The organism is Nostoc sp., from assembly GCF_036917135.1.
Classification (GTDB): Bacteria; Cyanobacteriota; Cyanobacteriia; order Cyanobacteriales; family Nostocaceae; genus Nostoc.
On record NZ_JBALEA010000071.1, the window covers coordinates 96100 to 111493 of the forward strand.

15 protein-coding genes and 1 riboswitch are annotated in these 15394 nt (G+C 42.8%); of the genes, 11 read left to right on the plus strand and 4 right to left on the minus strand.

Annotation, left to right across the window (positions count from 1 at the left end):
- Positions 1–40 precede the first annotated feature (40 nt).
- The 4 genes from V7K50_RS21905 to V7K50_RS21920 all read right to left on the minus strand — a co-directional run bounded on the left by V7K50_RS21905 (position 41) and on the right by V7K50_RS21920 (position 4806).
- Positions 41–1537 carry an NADH-quinone oxidoreductase subunit M gene (locus tag V7K50_RS21905; protein ID WP_334963680.1) on the minus strand — a complete coding sequence of 499 codons (1497 nt, stop codon included), beginning with the start codon at positions 1535–1537 and terminating at the stop codon, positions 41–43.
- Positions 1538–1637: 100 nt separating this feature from the next.
- Positions 1638–2351: a carbonic anhydrase gene (locus V7K50_RS21910; protein WP_334963682.1), complete on the minus strand. Its 714-nt coding sequence runs from the start codon at positions 2349–2351 to the stop codon at positions 1638–1640.
- A 26-nt stretch (positions 2352–2377) separates the two neighbouring features.
- Entirely contained in the window at positions 2378–4255 is a 1878-nt protein-coding gene (locus tag V7K50_RS21915) for an NAD(P)H-quinone oxidoreductase subunit F (protein ID WP_334963685.1), read from the minus strand.
- Positions 4256–4623: 368 nt separating this feature from the next.
- On the minus strand, positions 4624–4806 hold the full coding sequence (locus tag V7K50_RS21920) for a hypothetical protein (protein ID WP_334963687.1): 183 nt from the start codon (positions 4804–4806) through the stop codon (positions 4624–4626).
- A gap of 137 nt (positions 4807–4943) precedes the next feature.
- Here V7K50_RS21920 and V7K50_RS21925 point away from each other — a divergent pair, with 137 nt between their 5' ends.
- The 11 genes from V7K50_RS21925 (at position 4944) to V7K50_RS21975 (ending at position 15383) form a co-directional block, all read left to right on the plus strand.
- Positions 4944–5165, plus strand: coding sequence for a hypothetical protein (locus V7K50_RS21925; protein WP_334963689.1), 222 nt, complete (start codon positions 4944–4946; stop codon positions 5163–5165).
- Between the two features lie 593 nt (positions 5166–5758).
- Complete coding sequence (locus V7K50_RS21930; protein WP_334963691.1) at positions 5759–6199, plus strand: hypothetical protein; 441 nt, start codon at positions 5759–5761, stop codon at positions 6197–6199.
- A gap of 340 nt (positions 6200–6539) precedes the next feature.
- Positions 6540–8087: an FAD-dependent oxidoreductase gene (locus tag V7K50_RS21935; protein ID WP_334963693.1), complete on the plus strand. Its 1548-nt coding sequence runs from the start codon at positions 6540–6542 to the stop codon at positions 8085–8087.
- A 22-nt stretch (positions 8088–8109) separates the two neighbouring features.
- Positions 8110–8814 carry an actin-binding WH2 domain-containing protein gene (locus V7K50_RS21940; protein WP_334963695.1) on the plus strand — a complete coding sequence of 235 codons (705 nt, stop codon included), beginning with the start codon at positions 8110–8112 and terminating at the stop codon, positions 8812–8814.
- A 605-nt stretch (positions 8815–9419) separates the two neighbouring features.
- Positions 9420–9503, plus strand: a riboswitch (adenosylcobalamin-variant (AdoCbl-variant) riboswitch).
- Position 9504: 1 nt separating this feature from the next.
- A complete protein-coding gene (gene cobG, locus V7K50_RS21945) occupies positions 9505–11136 on the plus strand; it encodes a precorrin-3B synthase (protein WP_334963696.1) in 1632 nt (543 codons plus the stop codon).
- A gap of 55 nt (positions 11137–11191) precedes the next feature.
- Positions 11192–11818, plus strand: a complete 627-nt coding sequence (locus V7K50_RS21950) for a precorrin-8X methylmutase (RefSeq protein ID WP_334963698.1) — start codon at positions 11192–11194, stop codon at positions 11816–11818.
- Between the two features lie 2 nt (positions 11819–11820).
- On the plus strand, positions 11821–12525 hold the full coding sequence (locus V7K50_RS21955; RefSeq protein ID WP_334963700.1) for a precorrin-2 C(20)-methyltransferase: 705 nt from the start codon (positions 11821–11823) through the stop codon (positions 12523–12525).
- Positions 12526–12586: 61 nt separating this feature from the next.
- Positions 12587–12910 (plus strand): ArsR/SmtB family transcription factor, encoded by a 324-nt coding sequence (locus tag V7K50_RS21960; RefSeq protein WP_334963702.1) that lies wholly within the window; start codon positions 12587–12589, stop codon positions 12908–12910.
- Between the two features lie 104 nt (positions 12911–13014).
- Positions 13015–14079 (plus strand): ACR3 family arsenite efflux transporter, encoded by a 1065-nt coding sequence (gene arsB / locus V7K50_RS21965; protein WP_334963704.1) that lies wholly within the window; start codon positions 13015–13017, stop codon positions 14077–14079.
- A 31-nt stretch (positions 14080–14110) separates the two neighbouring features.
- Positions 14111–14518: an arsenate reductase, glutathione/glutaredoxin type gene (gene arsC, locus V7K50_RS21970; RefSeq protein WP_334963706.1), complete on the plus strand. Its 408-nt coding sequence runs from the start codon at positions 14111–14113 to the stop codon at positions 14516–14518.
- 340 nt (positions 14519–14858) lie between these two features.
- On the plus strand, positions 14859–15383 hold the full coding sequence (locus tag V7K50_RS21975) for a bluetail domain-containing putative surface protein (RefSeq protein ID WP_442944652.1): 525 nt from the start codon (positions 14859–14861) through the stop codon (positions 15381–15383).
- Positions 15384–15394 lie beyond the last annotated feature (11 nt).

The window sequence follows — 15394 nt, forward strand, 5'->3', positions numbered from 1 at the left end:
GCGATAAATCACCGTCTCTACAAGTGTTTTGATGTATTTTCTATTTCAGCGCGACTTCGGAGATGACGGTTTTTTCTAAGGGGAGAATTGCAGCCACCATTGTTGTAGTTGTAGATTCACTCCAACGTACTAACCAAGTGGGTTGTACTCCTAAAAAGATGATAAAAGCTGCCAAAATTAAAGCTGGTATTTTCTCAGACCATAAAACTTTGGGATAGTAGGCTAAGTTATCGAGTCTGCCAAAACAGGTGCGGTTGAGGAGGATGACAAAATAAACTGCGGTTAATCCACTAGCCACTACACACAAAATTGTTGGGATGGGAAAGGCGGAGAAACTACCTTGAAAGACCAGGAATTCGGCGATAAATCCGGTTAAACCGGGAATACCAGCACTAGCCATCCCACTTAAAACTAGTAAGGCGCTAATTAGGGGTAAACCGCGTATGGGACTCATTAAACCATTGAGTTTATCTAATTCGCGGGTGCCGACTTTCGCTTCCACAACTCCCACCAAGTGGAAGAGAATCGCTAGGATGAGACCGTGGCTAAACATTTGGGCGACTGCACCCACAAGTGCTAGGGAAGTACTGGCGGCAGCAGCTAGCAAAATATAGCCCATGTGACCGACGGAACTGTATGCTACCATGCGCTTGATGTCTTTTTGAGCGATCGCAACTACTGCCCCATAGATAGCGCTGATTGCTCCCCAAATCGCTAGAGTCGGTGCAATAATACTCCAAGCGTGGGGAAACATACCCAACCCAAATCGCAGCAATCCATAGGTTCCCAGCTTTGCTAACACGCCACCCAGAAGAATGGCAATTGGTGCTGAAGCCTCAACGTAAGCATCGGGTAGCCAAGTATGGAAGGGAACTAAGGGAATTTTAATACCAAAACCTAATACTATTCCTGCTAGTAAAAGGATTTGTTTTGCTGTTGACAGATTTTCTGTGGAAACTGCATCAAAAGCGAAATTGGTAGAACCACTCAGCCACACTATACCCAAGAATGTTGCCAGAATTAATGCTCCCGAAACAGCAGTATAAATCAGGAATTTCATCCCAGCATAACCCCGTTTTGACCCTCCCCAAATGGAAATTAGTAAGTAGAAGGGGATTAATTCTAATTCGTAGAATAGGAAGAAGAGTAGCAAATTCTCTGCTACAAAAGCCCCTGCGACTCCTCCACTAACTAATAAAATCATCGAGTAGAACAGCCGGGGGCGTTCAGTTTCTTTACTACTGCTGTAAATAGCAATCCAAGTGAGCAGGCTATTTAACACCAACATCAAGATAGAAAGTCCATCAACCCCTAATTGATAGCTCAAGCCAAGGGTTTCATTCCAGGGCAAATATTCTTTAAATTGCATTCCTGGATTGCTGATATCAAATTTTAGCAGGATCAACAGGTTCCATAAAAGAACTATCCCAGAAAAAATTAATGCTGTTAGCCGAATGCGATGACTAGGGATACTTACGGGTAATATTGCTATCAAAATAGCGGCAAAAATTGGCAGCCAAATCAAGACACTTAACATGGTAATTTGGGATTTTATGAAATTGGGAATTTAAAATTTGCGGTGTCCAGATCCCGACTTCTTAAAGAAGTCGGGGATCTAATTTGAGATTTAAAAACAGCTAATTGACTCTACTGATTTTACCAGTATCTAAATCGTAATAAGCTCCAACTATTTTCAGCTTTTCTTCATCTATTAACTTAGATAAAACGGGTGATGATTTTAATTTTTTAACTTGTGCCAAAACATTTGCTTTACAAGCATTTTCTAATTTATCTCCTGATTGGTCTTTTGAGCTTTCTACACTGGGTTTAATTGCCTCAAGCAAACTTCCAATTTGTCCTGGCACTTCACCACCTTTAATTGCAGCACTTACTGCACCACATCTTTCATGTCCCACTACCACAATGACTTTAGAACCTAATACTAAGCTGCCAAATTCTAGGCTACCAATTTCTTCTGCTGTCGCAATATTACCAGCTACACGGCAGACAAATAAATCTCCCAGTCCTTGATCAAAGACAATCTCTGAAGGTACCCGTGAATCTGCACAACCGAGAATAGAAGCAAAGGGTTTTTGACCTTTAGCAACTTCGACTAAACGCGAATGGTTTTGGTGGGGATTGCGCCGTTTTGTTTGGACAAACCTTTGATTTCCCTCTAATAATTCTTGCAATGCTTTGTCGGGTGTAATATCTTCTTCTACTGGGGCAATTTCTGCTGCAAGTAAGTTTGAGCTAAGTCCGGCTGTCAATACACCTGTACCGATGGCACCTGCGCCAAATTTGAATAAACTTCTTCTGGAAAGATTTGTCTGGGGATGTTGTATGCTCATCGATTTATCCTCTTATTTTGTTACTGCTACCCAAGTGTCGAGATTTGGAAAACCAAATTTAAAAACTGTATTCCCCAAAATCGCCAAGTTACCCACATTCCTAAAAAACTTACTCCTAGAAGAACTGTTAACGCATAAAATTGGGTTTGCCCAGAGGTGCTGTATTTGAGACCTTCGCCACCTAACAGCGAAAATAAACCAACGAAATTAACGATGCCATCAACTACAAAGCGGTCAATCATGTCGGCAAGTTGGGAAATTTTGGCAACACCGAAAATTATGGTTATCCGATAGATTTTTGGGGTGTAAAAATCGTATGCAAATAAATCTTGTAAACCTTGCCAAGGGAGACGAATCGGTTTAGGAATATTGCCTAAATAAATCAGGGCAGTGATGCTGCAACTAGAAATACTCGACCAAATTAAAAGCAGTGTGACATCTTTATTTAGAGTTGCCCAATCGGGTAAAAGTGATAAGCTTTGCAACACTAAAGGCAGATGTAGACTAACGCCAAGTAGAATCATCATTGGTAAAATCATCGGCCAGTGAGCTTCAGGCGATCGCTGACTCATTTGTGTCGCTTTACCACCAAAAATTAAACCAAATTCTCTGGTTAAACTCACGGCTGTTAAAGCATTTACCGCTATCACTACTCCCACTAACCAAGGTTGAGTGTCCCACAACCCATCGGCTAATTTCACCAATGCCCAAAAGCTACCCAAGGGTGGAAAACCAATTAATCCCAATGTCCCCACGATAAAAGCGATCGCAGAAATTGGGCGGCGTGTCCACAATCCGCCTAATTGGGTGACATCTTGGGTGATGCTATTCCAAATAATTCCCCCAGTACTCATGACTAACAAGGCTGCGGATATAGCATGGGTGAGGACTAACAATAGCGCCGTTTCATATTGTTGCGTTCCCACGGCGATGAATACCAAACCCATGTATGCACTGACAGAATAGGATTGGCAGCGTTTCAGATCAATTTGAGCGATCGCAATTAACGAAGCACCCAACGCTGTTACTACCCCAATGGCCACCATTGCCGAGGAAACTATGGGGGAGATGGTTAACACAGGTTCCAATTTAATCAGCACCCATGCACCACTAGCGACTACTACCGAATTCCGCAAAATGGTACTAGGAACTGGGCCTTCCATTGCTTCATCTAACCACAGATGCAGGGGGAACTGGGCGCATTTACCCATCGGCCCCGCAATTAAGGCTAAACCTACGAGTGTCATTGTTGTGGGGTTGACATTAGCAGTAGTTGCCCATTCAGCAAGTTCTGTGTAATTCCAAGTTCCGGCGAGAGGCCATAATGCCAACACTCCCATCAGCAAAAATAAGTCTCCCACCCGCTTGGTTAAGAAAGCGTCTCTCGCACCTGTAACTACCAACGGCTGGCTAAACCATAAACCAACTAAGAGGTAGGTTCCCAGTGTGAGGACTTCCAAAATTACATAGCTGAAAAACAAGTTATTACAGAGAACAAGGGCGCAAAGTCCCGCTTCAAATAATCCTAATAAAGAATAGAAGCGTCCCCAACCCCAATCCATTTCCATGTAGCCGATGGCATAAATCTGCGCCAGCAAATTCAAGCCGCTAATGACAACCAAAGCGCCGACACTCACTGAGGATATTTCTAAAGCAATGGTTAGGTCTAAACCAGCCGTAGATAACCAAGGGATAAATACTTCTTGGGCTGGATGATTCCAAGTTGCTTGTAAGGCGATCGCACTATGGACAAAGGCCATAAATGTCATCACCAAATTTACATAACCCGCCGGTCTTGGCCCTGTTTTCCGAATGATTCCCGGCGACCAAGGTACCGCTAATAAGCCACCGATTAAGGCATAGCAAGGAACTAGCCAAACAGTCTCTAGTAGAAACTGAGCCATCAACTTACCTCTATATTTTTATCAAAAGTTAGGGGTTTTGAATCAACTAGCGTTGATCCCTGTTAAGCCACGTCTACGACGGGCTATTCAGCGTCGCAGTTCACACAAATTTATCTTTATTTAATCTTGTTAGAAACAGCTTACCGTTATATCTGTCAAAAGGGAATTACTTTATCTAAAGAAATTTGAGATAATTACTCTAATTAATTCTTATATAAAAAACTATTTGAGTAATGAATAATAGCTATTGTTTTTTATCTATGAATTAACTGTTGGCTTAATCAATATTCATCATTAGTTTTTACTTATTGACATAAATGACAAAAGACGCAAAGGGCTTGCGTCTCTATAATTCAGCTAAATTTGATTCACACTTCGGTGATTTTGTCAACGCAACAAAAAGAAATAATCGCAGGTGCTTGGCCAAGTTGGCTGATGGGGGCGGGTTTCATGTCTCGGTAGTCCAGCAGTTGGACTAGGATGAGATAGGCGATCGCTAAAATGATCGAAATCGCACCTGTAAGAATAGCAATTATTTTCGAGCGGTTCATCAGTATTCCCTGTAATGCAAGTTATTGTACAGTGTCTATATCCACATAATAGACTCGGCTATAGTTTCTGGGCGTGAGCGAACCGCAGTTTAGCACATAAAATATTAACAAGCTAAAAGCGACATTGAGCTATTGCCATGACAACGAAACAAGCCATCTTTGACGCTATTGAACAACTGCCAGAGCAACACCTAAAAGACGTGTTGCAGTATGTTCAACAACTTGGACGTACCCAAAAATCACCAGCATCCAACCCACCCACCCAAAGCAGCGATCGCCTTGCAGATTTCATCGGTGCAGTATCTCACGGTTCTCTAGCTGCCAACTTAGATGATCAACTTTATGAATGCGATCGCTAAAATCTTTATATCTTACAGCAGTTTTCGTGTATTTGAACCACATCTGTCGTAGGGGCACAGCAATGCTGTGCCCTTACCGCGTGGTCTATTTACCTGAAAATACCTAATTTTACGTGAGTTCGACAAGTCTTATTTGACCTCTCCCCCAGCCCCTCTCCGATGCGGAGAGGGGAGCAAAAAACCGAATTTTTCGTTGCTCCTCCCTTTCCGTTTCGGAGGGAGAGGTTCATCGAACTCACGTTAATTTTTTTCTTAGTCCACGGAGGTGAACTTTGCCTGTGTAGCCGCGAATTCTATTCGCCAAGGCTCATAAACGAGGCTTTGAACTCCGTCAACGAGTCTTTTAACTCCGTTAAGGGACTTCCAAGAAATAAATTATCCAATCTTGTGGGGTGGGCGACACGAGTGCCCACCCCACAATAAAGGGCTGCCGCCTCCTGTTATTTGAGGAGAGGTAGAACCTCTCGGAATACATTCCCAGCCTGGAGGCTGGGAACGAGGTAAAGAATTTTACGTGTGATTTACAAGTTAAGTCATTCAATAGTAATCTTCTAGTGTCAATGTTTATGCAAGCGTGTCTTGATTTCATGAATATGATGAACTTTAAAATCCAACGCTTTTTTACGACATTAATAATTGGTAGTGTGTCAGCATTGACCATTTCAGATGCTATCTCTCAAAAGGTAAACGCCCAAGGTGCGCCTTCTTGTAATAATGCAACCATAAGAGGTAGCTATGGAACTAAATTCACTGGGACGTTCAACGCACAGCAACTAGCTGCGGTTGGTTTAATCAAGTTTGATGGAAGGGGAAATTTTCAAGGAACGGATGCTTTTACCAGTGACGATACATCTACAGATAGGACAGTGTCAGGAACCTATAGCGTTAAACAAGATTGTTCGCTGAAAATAGTATTCGTCGCTACTGGTACCGCTTTTTTAAGCGGTGCTATTGTTGATGGTGGCAAAGAAATCTTTCTTATCCAAACCAATCTAGGTTCAGTACTTACTGGTACTTTAAAAAAAGTGAACTGATTTACTCCATCTGTCCCAACGCTTGAAAATTAATGGGCGAAGGCGGAGTTCGTTTGTGTCGCTGCGAATTCCATTGCCTTGATATCATGTCCGCTTAATTACTTATTAAACTCCAAGAACCCGACCCAATACGATTCAGTTAACGTGTTTATTCGTCGGAGATCCCCCTAAATCCCCCTTAAAAAGGGGGACTTTGATTCCGGTTCCCCCCTTTTTAAGGGGGGTTAGGGGGGATCTCTTTTGCGTAAGTCCTGTTCTAATTACCATTTATCTGGACATGATCATATCTGCTTTCTTCATTCTCAGGTAGCTTTAGAATGTAGAGTTGAGTTTTTCCCAAATGTCTTTAACTGAAGAAATTCTTTCCCAATTACCTGGCGATGCATTAGCAGGGTTACGCCAAAGCGATCACACCCTAACATCTCTGCGCGAAAACACCGCACCTATCCCAACGTTAGTTAAAGAAAGTCAACAGCCTTTAGGCGTTGCAGACTTCGATGTAATTATCTGCGGTGGCACCTTGGGCATTTTAATTGGTTGCGCCTTGGCGGTGAAGGGATTGCGGGTGGCGTTGATGGAACGGGGAATTTTGCGGGGGAGGGAACAAGAGTGGAATATTTCTCGCAAAGAATTAGATGTGTTTGTGGAATTGAACTTGCTAACACAGGAAGAATTAGAGAGTGCGATCGCAACTCAATATAACCCAGCGCGAGTTAGTTTTGATGGCGGTACAGAAGTTTGGGTAGAGGATGTTTTGAATATCGGTGTAGATCCAGTTTATCTATTGGCTACTTTGAAAACTCGATTTCTCGCCGTTGGTGGAAAATTGTTAGAAAATACACCTTTTACTGAAGCGGTGGTTCATCCAGATGGGGTGATGGTAAATAACCAATTCAAAACTCGGTTATTAATCGACGCGATGGGACATTTTTCACCCATCAGCCAACAAGCACGCCAAGGCAAAAAACCAGACGCTTTATGCTTAGTTGTGGGAAGCTGCGCTCAAGGTTTTCCTGAAAATAACTCAGGCGATTTAATATTATCATTCACATCTTTGCAAAATCAATGCCAGTATTTTTGGGAAGCATTCCCAGCCAGGGATGGCAGAACCACTTACTTGTTTACTTACATGGATGCACATCCCCAACGTTTAACTTTAGAAGCTTTATTTGAAGAATATCTGCGTCTATTACCAGAATATCAGGGAGTGGAATTGAGCAAACTGAAATTTCAGCGATCGCTATTTGGTTTCTTTCCTACCTATCGTCAAAGTCCGCTAAAAACTCCTTGGAGTCGCATTTTACCAGTCGGAGATAGCAGTGGTAGTCAATCTCCCTTAAGTTTTGGTGGTTTTGGGGCAATGGTGCGTCACCTGAAGCGTTTAACGTTTGGCATTTACGAAGCGCTAGAAACAAAACAATTATCTGCACAAGCCTTAACAGTGCTGCAACCCTATCAGCCAAGTTTGACTGTCACCTGGTTGTTTCAAAAGGCAATGAGTGTTGGTGTAAATCAGAAAATTGCCCCAGATCAAATTAATCAACTACTCTCGGCAGTATTTCAGGAAATGGAACAGTTGGGTACACCAGTCCTAAAACCATTTTTACAGGATATAGTGCAGTTTTCGGCATTAACGCAAACATTGTTAAAAACTGGTTTATCTCATCCCCTATTAGTTGCCAAGATAATTCCGCAAGTAGGTTTAGGGAGTTTATTAGATTGGACGGTACATTACAGTAATTTAGGTGTATATACTGCCTTATTTTGGTTCAGTCCAATGTTAGAAACATGGATAAAGAATCAACCAAAAGAACAACAATATTATTGGCATCGTTTAATTGATGCCTGGAAGTATGGTTCTGGCGGTGATTACTCAGATGAAACTTGAATAATTCCTGTGTGAGGATAATATGATTGAACGGAAATCTTTAGGAATAAAATACTTTGCGGTGCTGATTGGATTCCTGCGCGATCGCCAAGGATTTCTAGAGGAAGTTCGCCAAGGTACGAGATTACCAAACAAAATCATTTCGCTGCTAGTTTGCAGTTCCTTATTTATCGCTGCTTATGGCGGAATCATTGGTGCATACCATAGCTGGATGCAAGCTATATCTTCCGCCATTAAACTCCCAGCCCTTTATTTAATCACGCTTTTAATTTGTATCCCGACGCTGTACTTTGCTAACATTATATTTGGTTCCAAACGAACTTTTGGACAGCATTTAGCATTAGTCTTAACTGCGGTTTCAGTCACAAGCGTACTTTTATTTAGCTTTGCCCCAATCACACTGTTCTTCTTAATTACCACCAACAATTACCAATTTTTAATTCTGTTAAACGTCTTTATCTTTGCCATCACTGGATTTATTGGTATTTCGTCTTTATATCAAGCCACAAGTTTAGTTTTAGAACAAGATAATGAAGGTAGTAAGACACGCCAGAAAATTTTACAATTTTGGCTACTTCTTTATGCTTTCGTAGGCAGTCAGTTAGGATGGACTCTCAGACCATTTTTTGGCACACCTGGTTCTGCCTTTGAACTATTCCGCGAAAGAGAAGGTAATTTTTATTTAAGTGTAATTCAAGCTATTAGCTATCTCTTAGGAATCCGTTAATTAGTCATTAGTAACTCTATAAAATATCCGATTTCCTCTCTGCGCTGCGCCAGTTGCTTCAAGTCGGGAAACCCGCCCAACGCACTGGCAACTCTATTGCCTCTGCGGTTTAAAAGTAATTTATTTAACCACATAGAGGCAGAGAACACAGAGTAAAGAGGGATTCTTTGACCAAAATTTTTACCCACCTTGAAAAGGGTAGTTCTATAAACTCAAGGCTGGATTTGTTGCTCTGATACTAAAGGATATTCACACTAGTTTGACAGAACGCACGGGGATTCTTGGTTCACTGAGATCACTTAACTTAGATTCCTTGCGTCGTCTAAGCCTCCTTGTGAGGCTCTCTACGCCAGGTGCTTCTCCCAGGGGGAGACGCTGCGTGTAGCAAGATCAAGATCCCCGCAAGGGTACAAGTCGGCCATTGCCCACAGCCAAAGGCGCTCATGTTGCCCACCCCACAAGATTGGATAATTTATTTGTTGGAAGTTGCTTAACTGAAAAATTCCGGTAAGTTAAGAAATTACCAGGAAAATTTACGGCTATGGTAATGTAAGATGATTATCTTGCTGATATCTATAACCGAAACAAAGTCTAAATTACTAAAGCTGAGAGTTGGGAAACTCCGGTGAAATTCCGGGACTGTGCCGCAGCTGTAATGGGATCACCCAAGTCAGAATGCCAACTCTCAGGATGTCTTCAAGACACACTCACCATTTACTCCCTGCGTTGCACGGGGAAGGAGTTCTAAGTTTGCTTTCTGGATTTGCCACTTGTCCTGGCTTGTTTTATCCTACTCCCGCCGCAGATGGTATATTATCTCGCGTTAGAATACCAGGTGGAATTATTAGTAGTCAGCAGTGCCGTGCGATCGCAGATATAGCCGATAATTACGGTGGCGGCTATGTAGATGTAACTAATCGAGCTAACCTGCAAATTCGTGAAATCCGCACGGGGATAAATGCTGAGGTTCTGAAGTACTTACAAGATATGGGGTTAGGTTCTGGCAATACTGTTGTAGACCACATCCGCAATATTATGACCAGTCCAACTGCTGGTATCGACCCCCACGAATTAATTGACACTCGTCCTTTTGTCCAAGGTTGGGATGATTATATTGCTGCACATCCGGCGCTTTCGGGACTGTCGGCAAAATTTAGCGTTTGCTTTGATGGTGGTGGGATAATTCCGGTGTGCGATCGCTTAAATGATATCGCCTTTGCTGCTGTCTTACTTGACGGGAATGTTTACTTTCGCCTTTATCTTAGTGTCGCTGAGAAGGGTCAACCGCCCAGCGATATGGGAATTTTGTTACCACTAGAAGAATGTTTGCCCGTCTTGGCAGCTTTGACGCATGTCTATCTAGCTCATAGTAATACTACGAGTAAGCGGCGGCTACGTCTCTTAGAGTTATTGAATACTTTGGGTTGTGAAAATTATCTCCAAGAAGTTGAGCTGCGTCTACCTTTTTCTTTTTTAGGGAGTGAAATCAGAAAAGACCTAACCCCCCAACCCCCTTCCCTTGCAGGGAAGGGGGAGAATTTCTCCCCTCTTCTACAAGGACAGGGGTTGGGGGAGAGGTCAAATGCTAAGTACCAGCATATTGGTATCCATCCCCAACGTCAGCAAGGCTTATTTTACATTGGTGTCCTCTTACCACTTGGACGATTGGAGAGTAAACAGATACGGGGTTTAGCAGATTTAGCAACAAAATACGGCAGTGGAACTCTCAGACTAACCCCTTGGCAAAATTTGCTGCTTACAGATATTCCTCAGCAATGGGTTAATGATGTCCAAAATGAAATTGCTTTCTTAGGATTAGATTACTCTGCAACCAGCATCAAGAGTGCATTAGTTGCCTGTTCTGGAAAAAAGGGTTGTGCCGCTTCTGCCACAGATACTAAAAGTCATGCGTTGGCATTGGCAGAGTATCTTGAAACTCGCGTTACTCTCGATTGCCCAGTTAATATCCACTTTAGCGGCTGCGAAAAATCTTGTGCCCAGCATAGCAAGAGTGATATTACTCTGCTCGGTGTCAGCATTGAGGCTGACAATGGAACTGTAGAGGGCTATCACGTTTATGTTGGTGATAGCAAGCAGAAATTCGGACGCGAACTATATCAATATGTAACTTTTGCCGAACTAACTGCATTAATAGAGCGGATGCTAGATGTATATAAAATTCAACGCTTAAATTCTGATCAGTCCTTTGGGGAATTTGCTAATCGCTATCCACTAGCCCAATTACGCCAGTTATTTAATATTATTCCTAAATCATTCGTGAATAACAAGATTCCCAACTTTTTAGAGAAGTTAGGAATCTGAGCTTTTCGATTTTTATATGTCAATCCCAAATCCAAAATCTAAAATCCCAAATTGAATGCCCGACTACATCCGAGATGCCAACGAAATTTACCGTAATTCCTTCGCAATCATCCGGTCAGAAGCGAACCTCGATGTGCTGCCACCAGATGTAGCAAAAGTTGCTGTACGTCTAATCCATGCCTGTGGAATGACGGATATCGTGACTGACTTGGGATATTCATCAACAGCAGTACAATCCGCGAGGGCTGCACTGGCAGCAGGAGCGCCAATTCTCTGCGATTGCCGGATGGTTGCCGATGGCGTTACTAGGCGGCGGTTGTCTGCAAATAATCAAGTTATCTGCACTCTCAATGAGCCGGAAGTGCCAGAAATTGCCCAGGGAATGGGTACTACAAGGTCGGCGGCAGCTTTAGAATTATGGCGATCGCACCTCGAAGGATCAGTGATCGCAATTGGTAATGCGCCCACAGCACTATTCCGGCTGTTAGAAATGCTCGATGAAGGAATACCCAAACCTGCGATTATCTTAGGTTTTCCAGTGGGTTTTGTCGGTGCAGCCGAATCGAAAGCAGCATTGGCAGCAGACAGCAGAAATGTACCATTTTTAACATTACACGGTCGGCGCGGTGGAAGTGCGATCGCCGCAGCAGCAGTTAACGCCCTGGCAACGGAGGAAGAATGAATATGAAACCCAAAGGTCGTCTCTATGGAATTGGTGTCGGGCCAGGCGATCCAGAACTATTGACTCTGAAGGCGCTGCGGCTATTGCGTGCCGCTCCTGTGGTAGCTTATCAATCAGCCAAAGATAAACAAAGTATTGCTAGAGCGATCGTAGCGCAGTATCTTCCTGGCAATCAAATCGAGGTATTATTTCACCTCCCCCGCGCTTTGGAACCAGAAAAGGCCAAGTCTATTTATGACAACGAAATTCAACCCATCGCCGACCATTTAGCAGCCGGTCGAGACGTCGTTGTGTTATGTGAGGGAGATCCATTTTTCTATGGCTCATTCATGTACCTCTTCACCCGGTTATGTGACCAGTACGAAACAGAAGTTGTCCCTGGAGTTTCTTCATTGATGGCTTGTCCAGTAGCCTTGGGTGTACCTTTCACCTACTACAACGACATCCTCACAGTCTTACCCGCCCCATTGCCAGCAGAAGAACTGACTACACATCTGCTGATAACCGACGCAGCCGCAATTATGAAGCTAGGTCGTCACTTTACTAAAGTGCGGGATATCCTGCATAAATTAGGGCTAGCATCACGGGCAAGATATATTGAGCGGGCATCAACATCACAACAACGCATCGTACCTCTGGATGAAGTTGATCCAGCTGAAGTACCATATTTCTCGATGATTGTGATTCCCACTAAGAATCGACTATAGACCTACCTTTCTTTTTGGTAAAGGTATTGTTTACCATAAAGAAACACTTCAAGAAAATTTGATGCCTCCTAATAGCACCTTCACTCCTGAGACGATCGCAGCTGGCTTTCATGCCCTATCTGACCCCCTACGGATTCAGGTCTTAGAACTACTGCGCTCTCAAGAACTATGTGTGTGTGACCTGTGCGACCACCTGGGAACCACTCAGTCTAAACTGTCTTTTCACCTCAAAACCCTGAAAGAAGTGGGTTTAGTTCGCCCTCGTCAAGAAGGGCGCTGGATTTATTACAGCCTCAATCTGCCACAGTTTGTTGCCCTAGAGCAGTATCTAGCAGAATTCCGCCGCTTTAGCCCAATATTACCTACTCGTCCCTGCGAGACTTAAAAATCCATCAACTTTTTTTGTAATATTTTGTTTACTTCTACCTCTACAAGCATTGACAAATCAATTTTTTTTGAAATGATAGAGATATGCTCTTGTATAGGTCAATGAACAAAAAGACTTTAAAACGCCTCTCCTTTATTGACCGCTTCTTGACCTTGTGGATTTTTTTAGCAATGGCGATCGGTGTTGCTCTGGGCTATTTCTTTCCTGGAGTAGAAGCGTTTATCAACCAGTTTCAAGTAGGAACAACCAATATACCCATCGCCATTGGCTTAATTCTGATGATGTATCCACCCTTAGCCAAGGTGCGGTATGAAGAATTAGGGGATGTATTTCGCAACGGAAAAATTCTTGGCCTGTCACTAATTCAGAATTGGATTATTGGGCCAATTTTGATGTTTGCTCTGGCGACTATCTTCTTGCACAGTTATCCAGAATACATGACGGGATTGATTCTGATTGGATTAGCCCGATGTATTGCAATGGTAGTTGTGTGGAGTGATTTAGCACGAGGCAATACAGAGTACACGGCTGGATTGGTTGCCTTCAACAGCATCTTTCAAGTCATCTTTTATAGTCCTTATGCCTGGTTTTTCATCACTGTACTGCCGCCACTATTTGGGTTACAAGGCAGTGTTGTGAATGTCAGCATTGCCGAGATTGCCAAAAGTGTGTTTATCTATCTCGGTATTCCCTTTTTAGCGGGATTTTTCACTCGTTACTTCTTAGTAAAACTGAAAAGTAGGCAGTGGTATCACGAAGAATTTGTACCTAAAATCAGCCCCATCACGCTGATTGCGCTGTTATTTACAATCGTGGTCATGTTCAGCTTGAAAGGGAATTTGATCGTTCAGATCCCCTTAGATGTGGTGAAGATTGCAATTCCAATGATCATTTACTTCGCGATCATGTTTGTGGTCAGCTTTTACATGGCTTGGCGGATTAAGACAGATTATTCTAGAGCCGCAAGTGTGGCCTTTACAGCCGCCGGGAATAATTTTGAATTAGCGATCGCAGTGGCGATCGCAGTCTTTGGCATTAATTCGGGTGTTGCTTTTGCCGCCGTCGTCGGACCTCTGGTGGAAGTGCCTGTATTGATTGGTCTGGTTAATGTTGCCTTCTGGTTTGAAAAACGTTATTTTTCGCCATCTGAATCGAGAACCTTTTAAATTTACTCAAATTATTTGGAGGAGTTGAACCATGAAACGTGTGATGTTTGTCTGTAAAAAGAATTCTGCCCGTTCCCAAATGGCAGAAGGTTTTGCTAAAACTATTGGTCAGGGAAAGATTGAAGTAATTAGCTCTGGGTTAGAAGCAAGTCAGGTCAGACCAGAAGCGATCGCCACCATGAAAGATGCAGGTATTGATATTAGCGCTCAAACCTCGAAAACTTTGAGTGAATTCAAATCAGAGAATTTTGATATGGTGATTTCGTTGTGTGGGTGTGGTGTGAATTTGCCTCCAGAGTGGTTAACACGGGAAGTATTTGAAGATTGGCAATTGGATGATCCGGCAGAGCAACCAGAAATTTTTCCTCGTGTACGGGATGAAATCAGAGAACGGGTGACTCGCCTAGTTGAATCTCTGCAAGTTGCATCTGTTGGATGAGGCAATCCAAACCACCAACCCAGAAGTTGAACTGCGAGAAGTTCAAACTAGCTTCTTGCGAGAGTTAGCAGAAAAATAAGCTTATTTCTCAGCGTTAATTACTGTTAGATAGTGGGATAAGGCAATGGATGAAGATTGGTGGAAGAAGTTAAAGTCCGAAATGATTTTTAGCTTTGCTCAAAAAATGAGGCTTTTAAAAAGATTCAAAATAAGTATCTTATTTTTCTCTATTCAGAGATATAAAAAAATGCTATTTAAACAAGCCCAATTTGTCCAATCAATCACTAAATAGATTGCAGGAACCGATTTTATTTCTAACGTTGAAAACATCAAAGGCTCGATTTTCGATGACATCCTCACCGGCAACTTTGGAGCCAATGTTATTAATGGCGACAATGGAAATGATATTTTGAATGGTGGTGCTGGTGCTGATACTCTAACTGGCGGCCAAGGCGCAGATAGATTCATCTTCCAGTTTGGACAATCAACAGTATCAGCAAGCGATCGCATTACTGACTTCACCATTGGCACAGATAAAATTGATTTACTGACTCAAGGCGGACTAGCCGCGAATGCACCTAGCAGTTTTACCCGTGCAGCCGATAGCACTGTCACCACCTTACTAAATTTAGCTAATCAGGTATTTACCGATGCTAATGGTGCCTTAGCCGGAAATCAAACTTTAGGGGTGAATGGTGCAGTCTTAGTCAAAGTCACAAGTGGAGCGCTCGCGGGAACTTATCTGGCGGTTAACGATAGCACTGCTGGTTTTCAGGCAAGTAGTGATTTGTTAGTCAATTTAACAGGATTAACAGGTACTTTACCCGCGTTGGGAAATATTGCAGTCAGCAGTTTCTTTGTTTAGTTAGAGCAAAT

What these genes read in the sequence shown, in the direction of transcription:
- V7K50_RS21905 (WP_334963680.1), bottom strand. Translation starts at nt 1,537, where the DNA reads ATGTTAAGTGTCTTGATTTGGCTGCCAATTTTTGCCGCTATTTTGATA.
- V7K50_RS21910 (WP_334963682.1), bottom strand. Translation starts at nt 2,351, where the DNA reads ATGAGCATACAACATCCCCAGACAAATCTTTCCAGAAGAAGTTTATTC.
- V7K50_RS21915 (WP_334963685.1), bottom strand. Translation starts at nt 4,255, where the DNA reads ATGGCTCAGTTTCTACTAGAGACTGTTTGGCTAGTTCCTTGCTATGCC.
- V7K50_RS21920 (WP_334963687.1), bottom strand. Translation starts at nt 4,806, where the DNA reads ATGAACCGCTCGAAAATAATTGCTATTCTTACAGGTGCGATTTCGATC.
- V7K50_RS21925 (WP_334963689.1), top strand. Translation starts at nt 4,944, where the DNA reads ATGACAACGAAACAAGCCATCTTTGACGCTATTGAACAACTGCCAGAG.
- V7K50_RS21930 (WP_334963691.1), top strand. Translation starts at nt 5,759, where the DNA reads ATGATGAACTTTAAAATCCAACGCTTTTTTACGACATTAATAATTGGT.
- V7K50_RS21935 (WP_334963693.1), top strand. Translation starts at nt 6,540, where the DNA reads ATGTCTTTAACTGAAGAAATTCTTTCCCAATTACCTGGCGATGCATTA.
- V7K50_RS21940 (WP_334963695.1), top strand. Translation starts at nt 8,110, where the DNA reads ATGATTGAACGGAAATCTTTAGGAATAAAATACTTTGCGGTGCTGATT.
- cobG (WP_334963696.1), top strand. Translation starts at nt 9,505, where the DNA reads ATGTCTTCAAGACACACTCACCATTTACTCCCTGCGTTGCACGGGGAA.
- V7K50_RS21950 (WP_334963698.1), top strand. Translation starts at nt 11,192, where the DNA reads ATGCCCGACTACATCCGAGATGCCAACGAAATTTACCGTAATTCCTTC.
- V7K50_RS21955 (WP_334963700.1), top strand. Translation starts at nt 11,821, where the DNA reads ATGAAACCCAAAGGTCGTCTCTATGGAATTGGTGTCGGGCCAGGCGAT.
- V7K50_RS21960 (WP_334963702.1), top strand. Translation starts at nt 12,587, where the DNA reads ATGCCTCCTAATAGCACCTTCACTCCTGAGACGATCGCAGCTGGCTTT.
- arsB (WP_334963704.1), top strand. Translation starts at nt 13,015, where the DNA reads ATGAACAAAAAGACTTTAAAACGCCTCTCCTTTATTGACCGCTTCTTG.
- arsC (WP_334963706.1), top strand. Translation starts at nt 14,111, where the DNA reads ATGAAACGTGTGATGTTTGTCTGTAAAAAGAATTCTGCCCGTTCCCAA.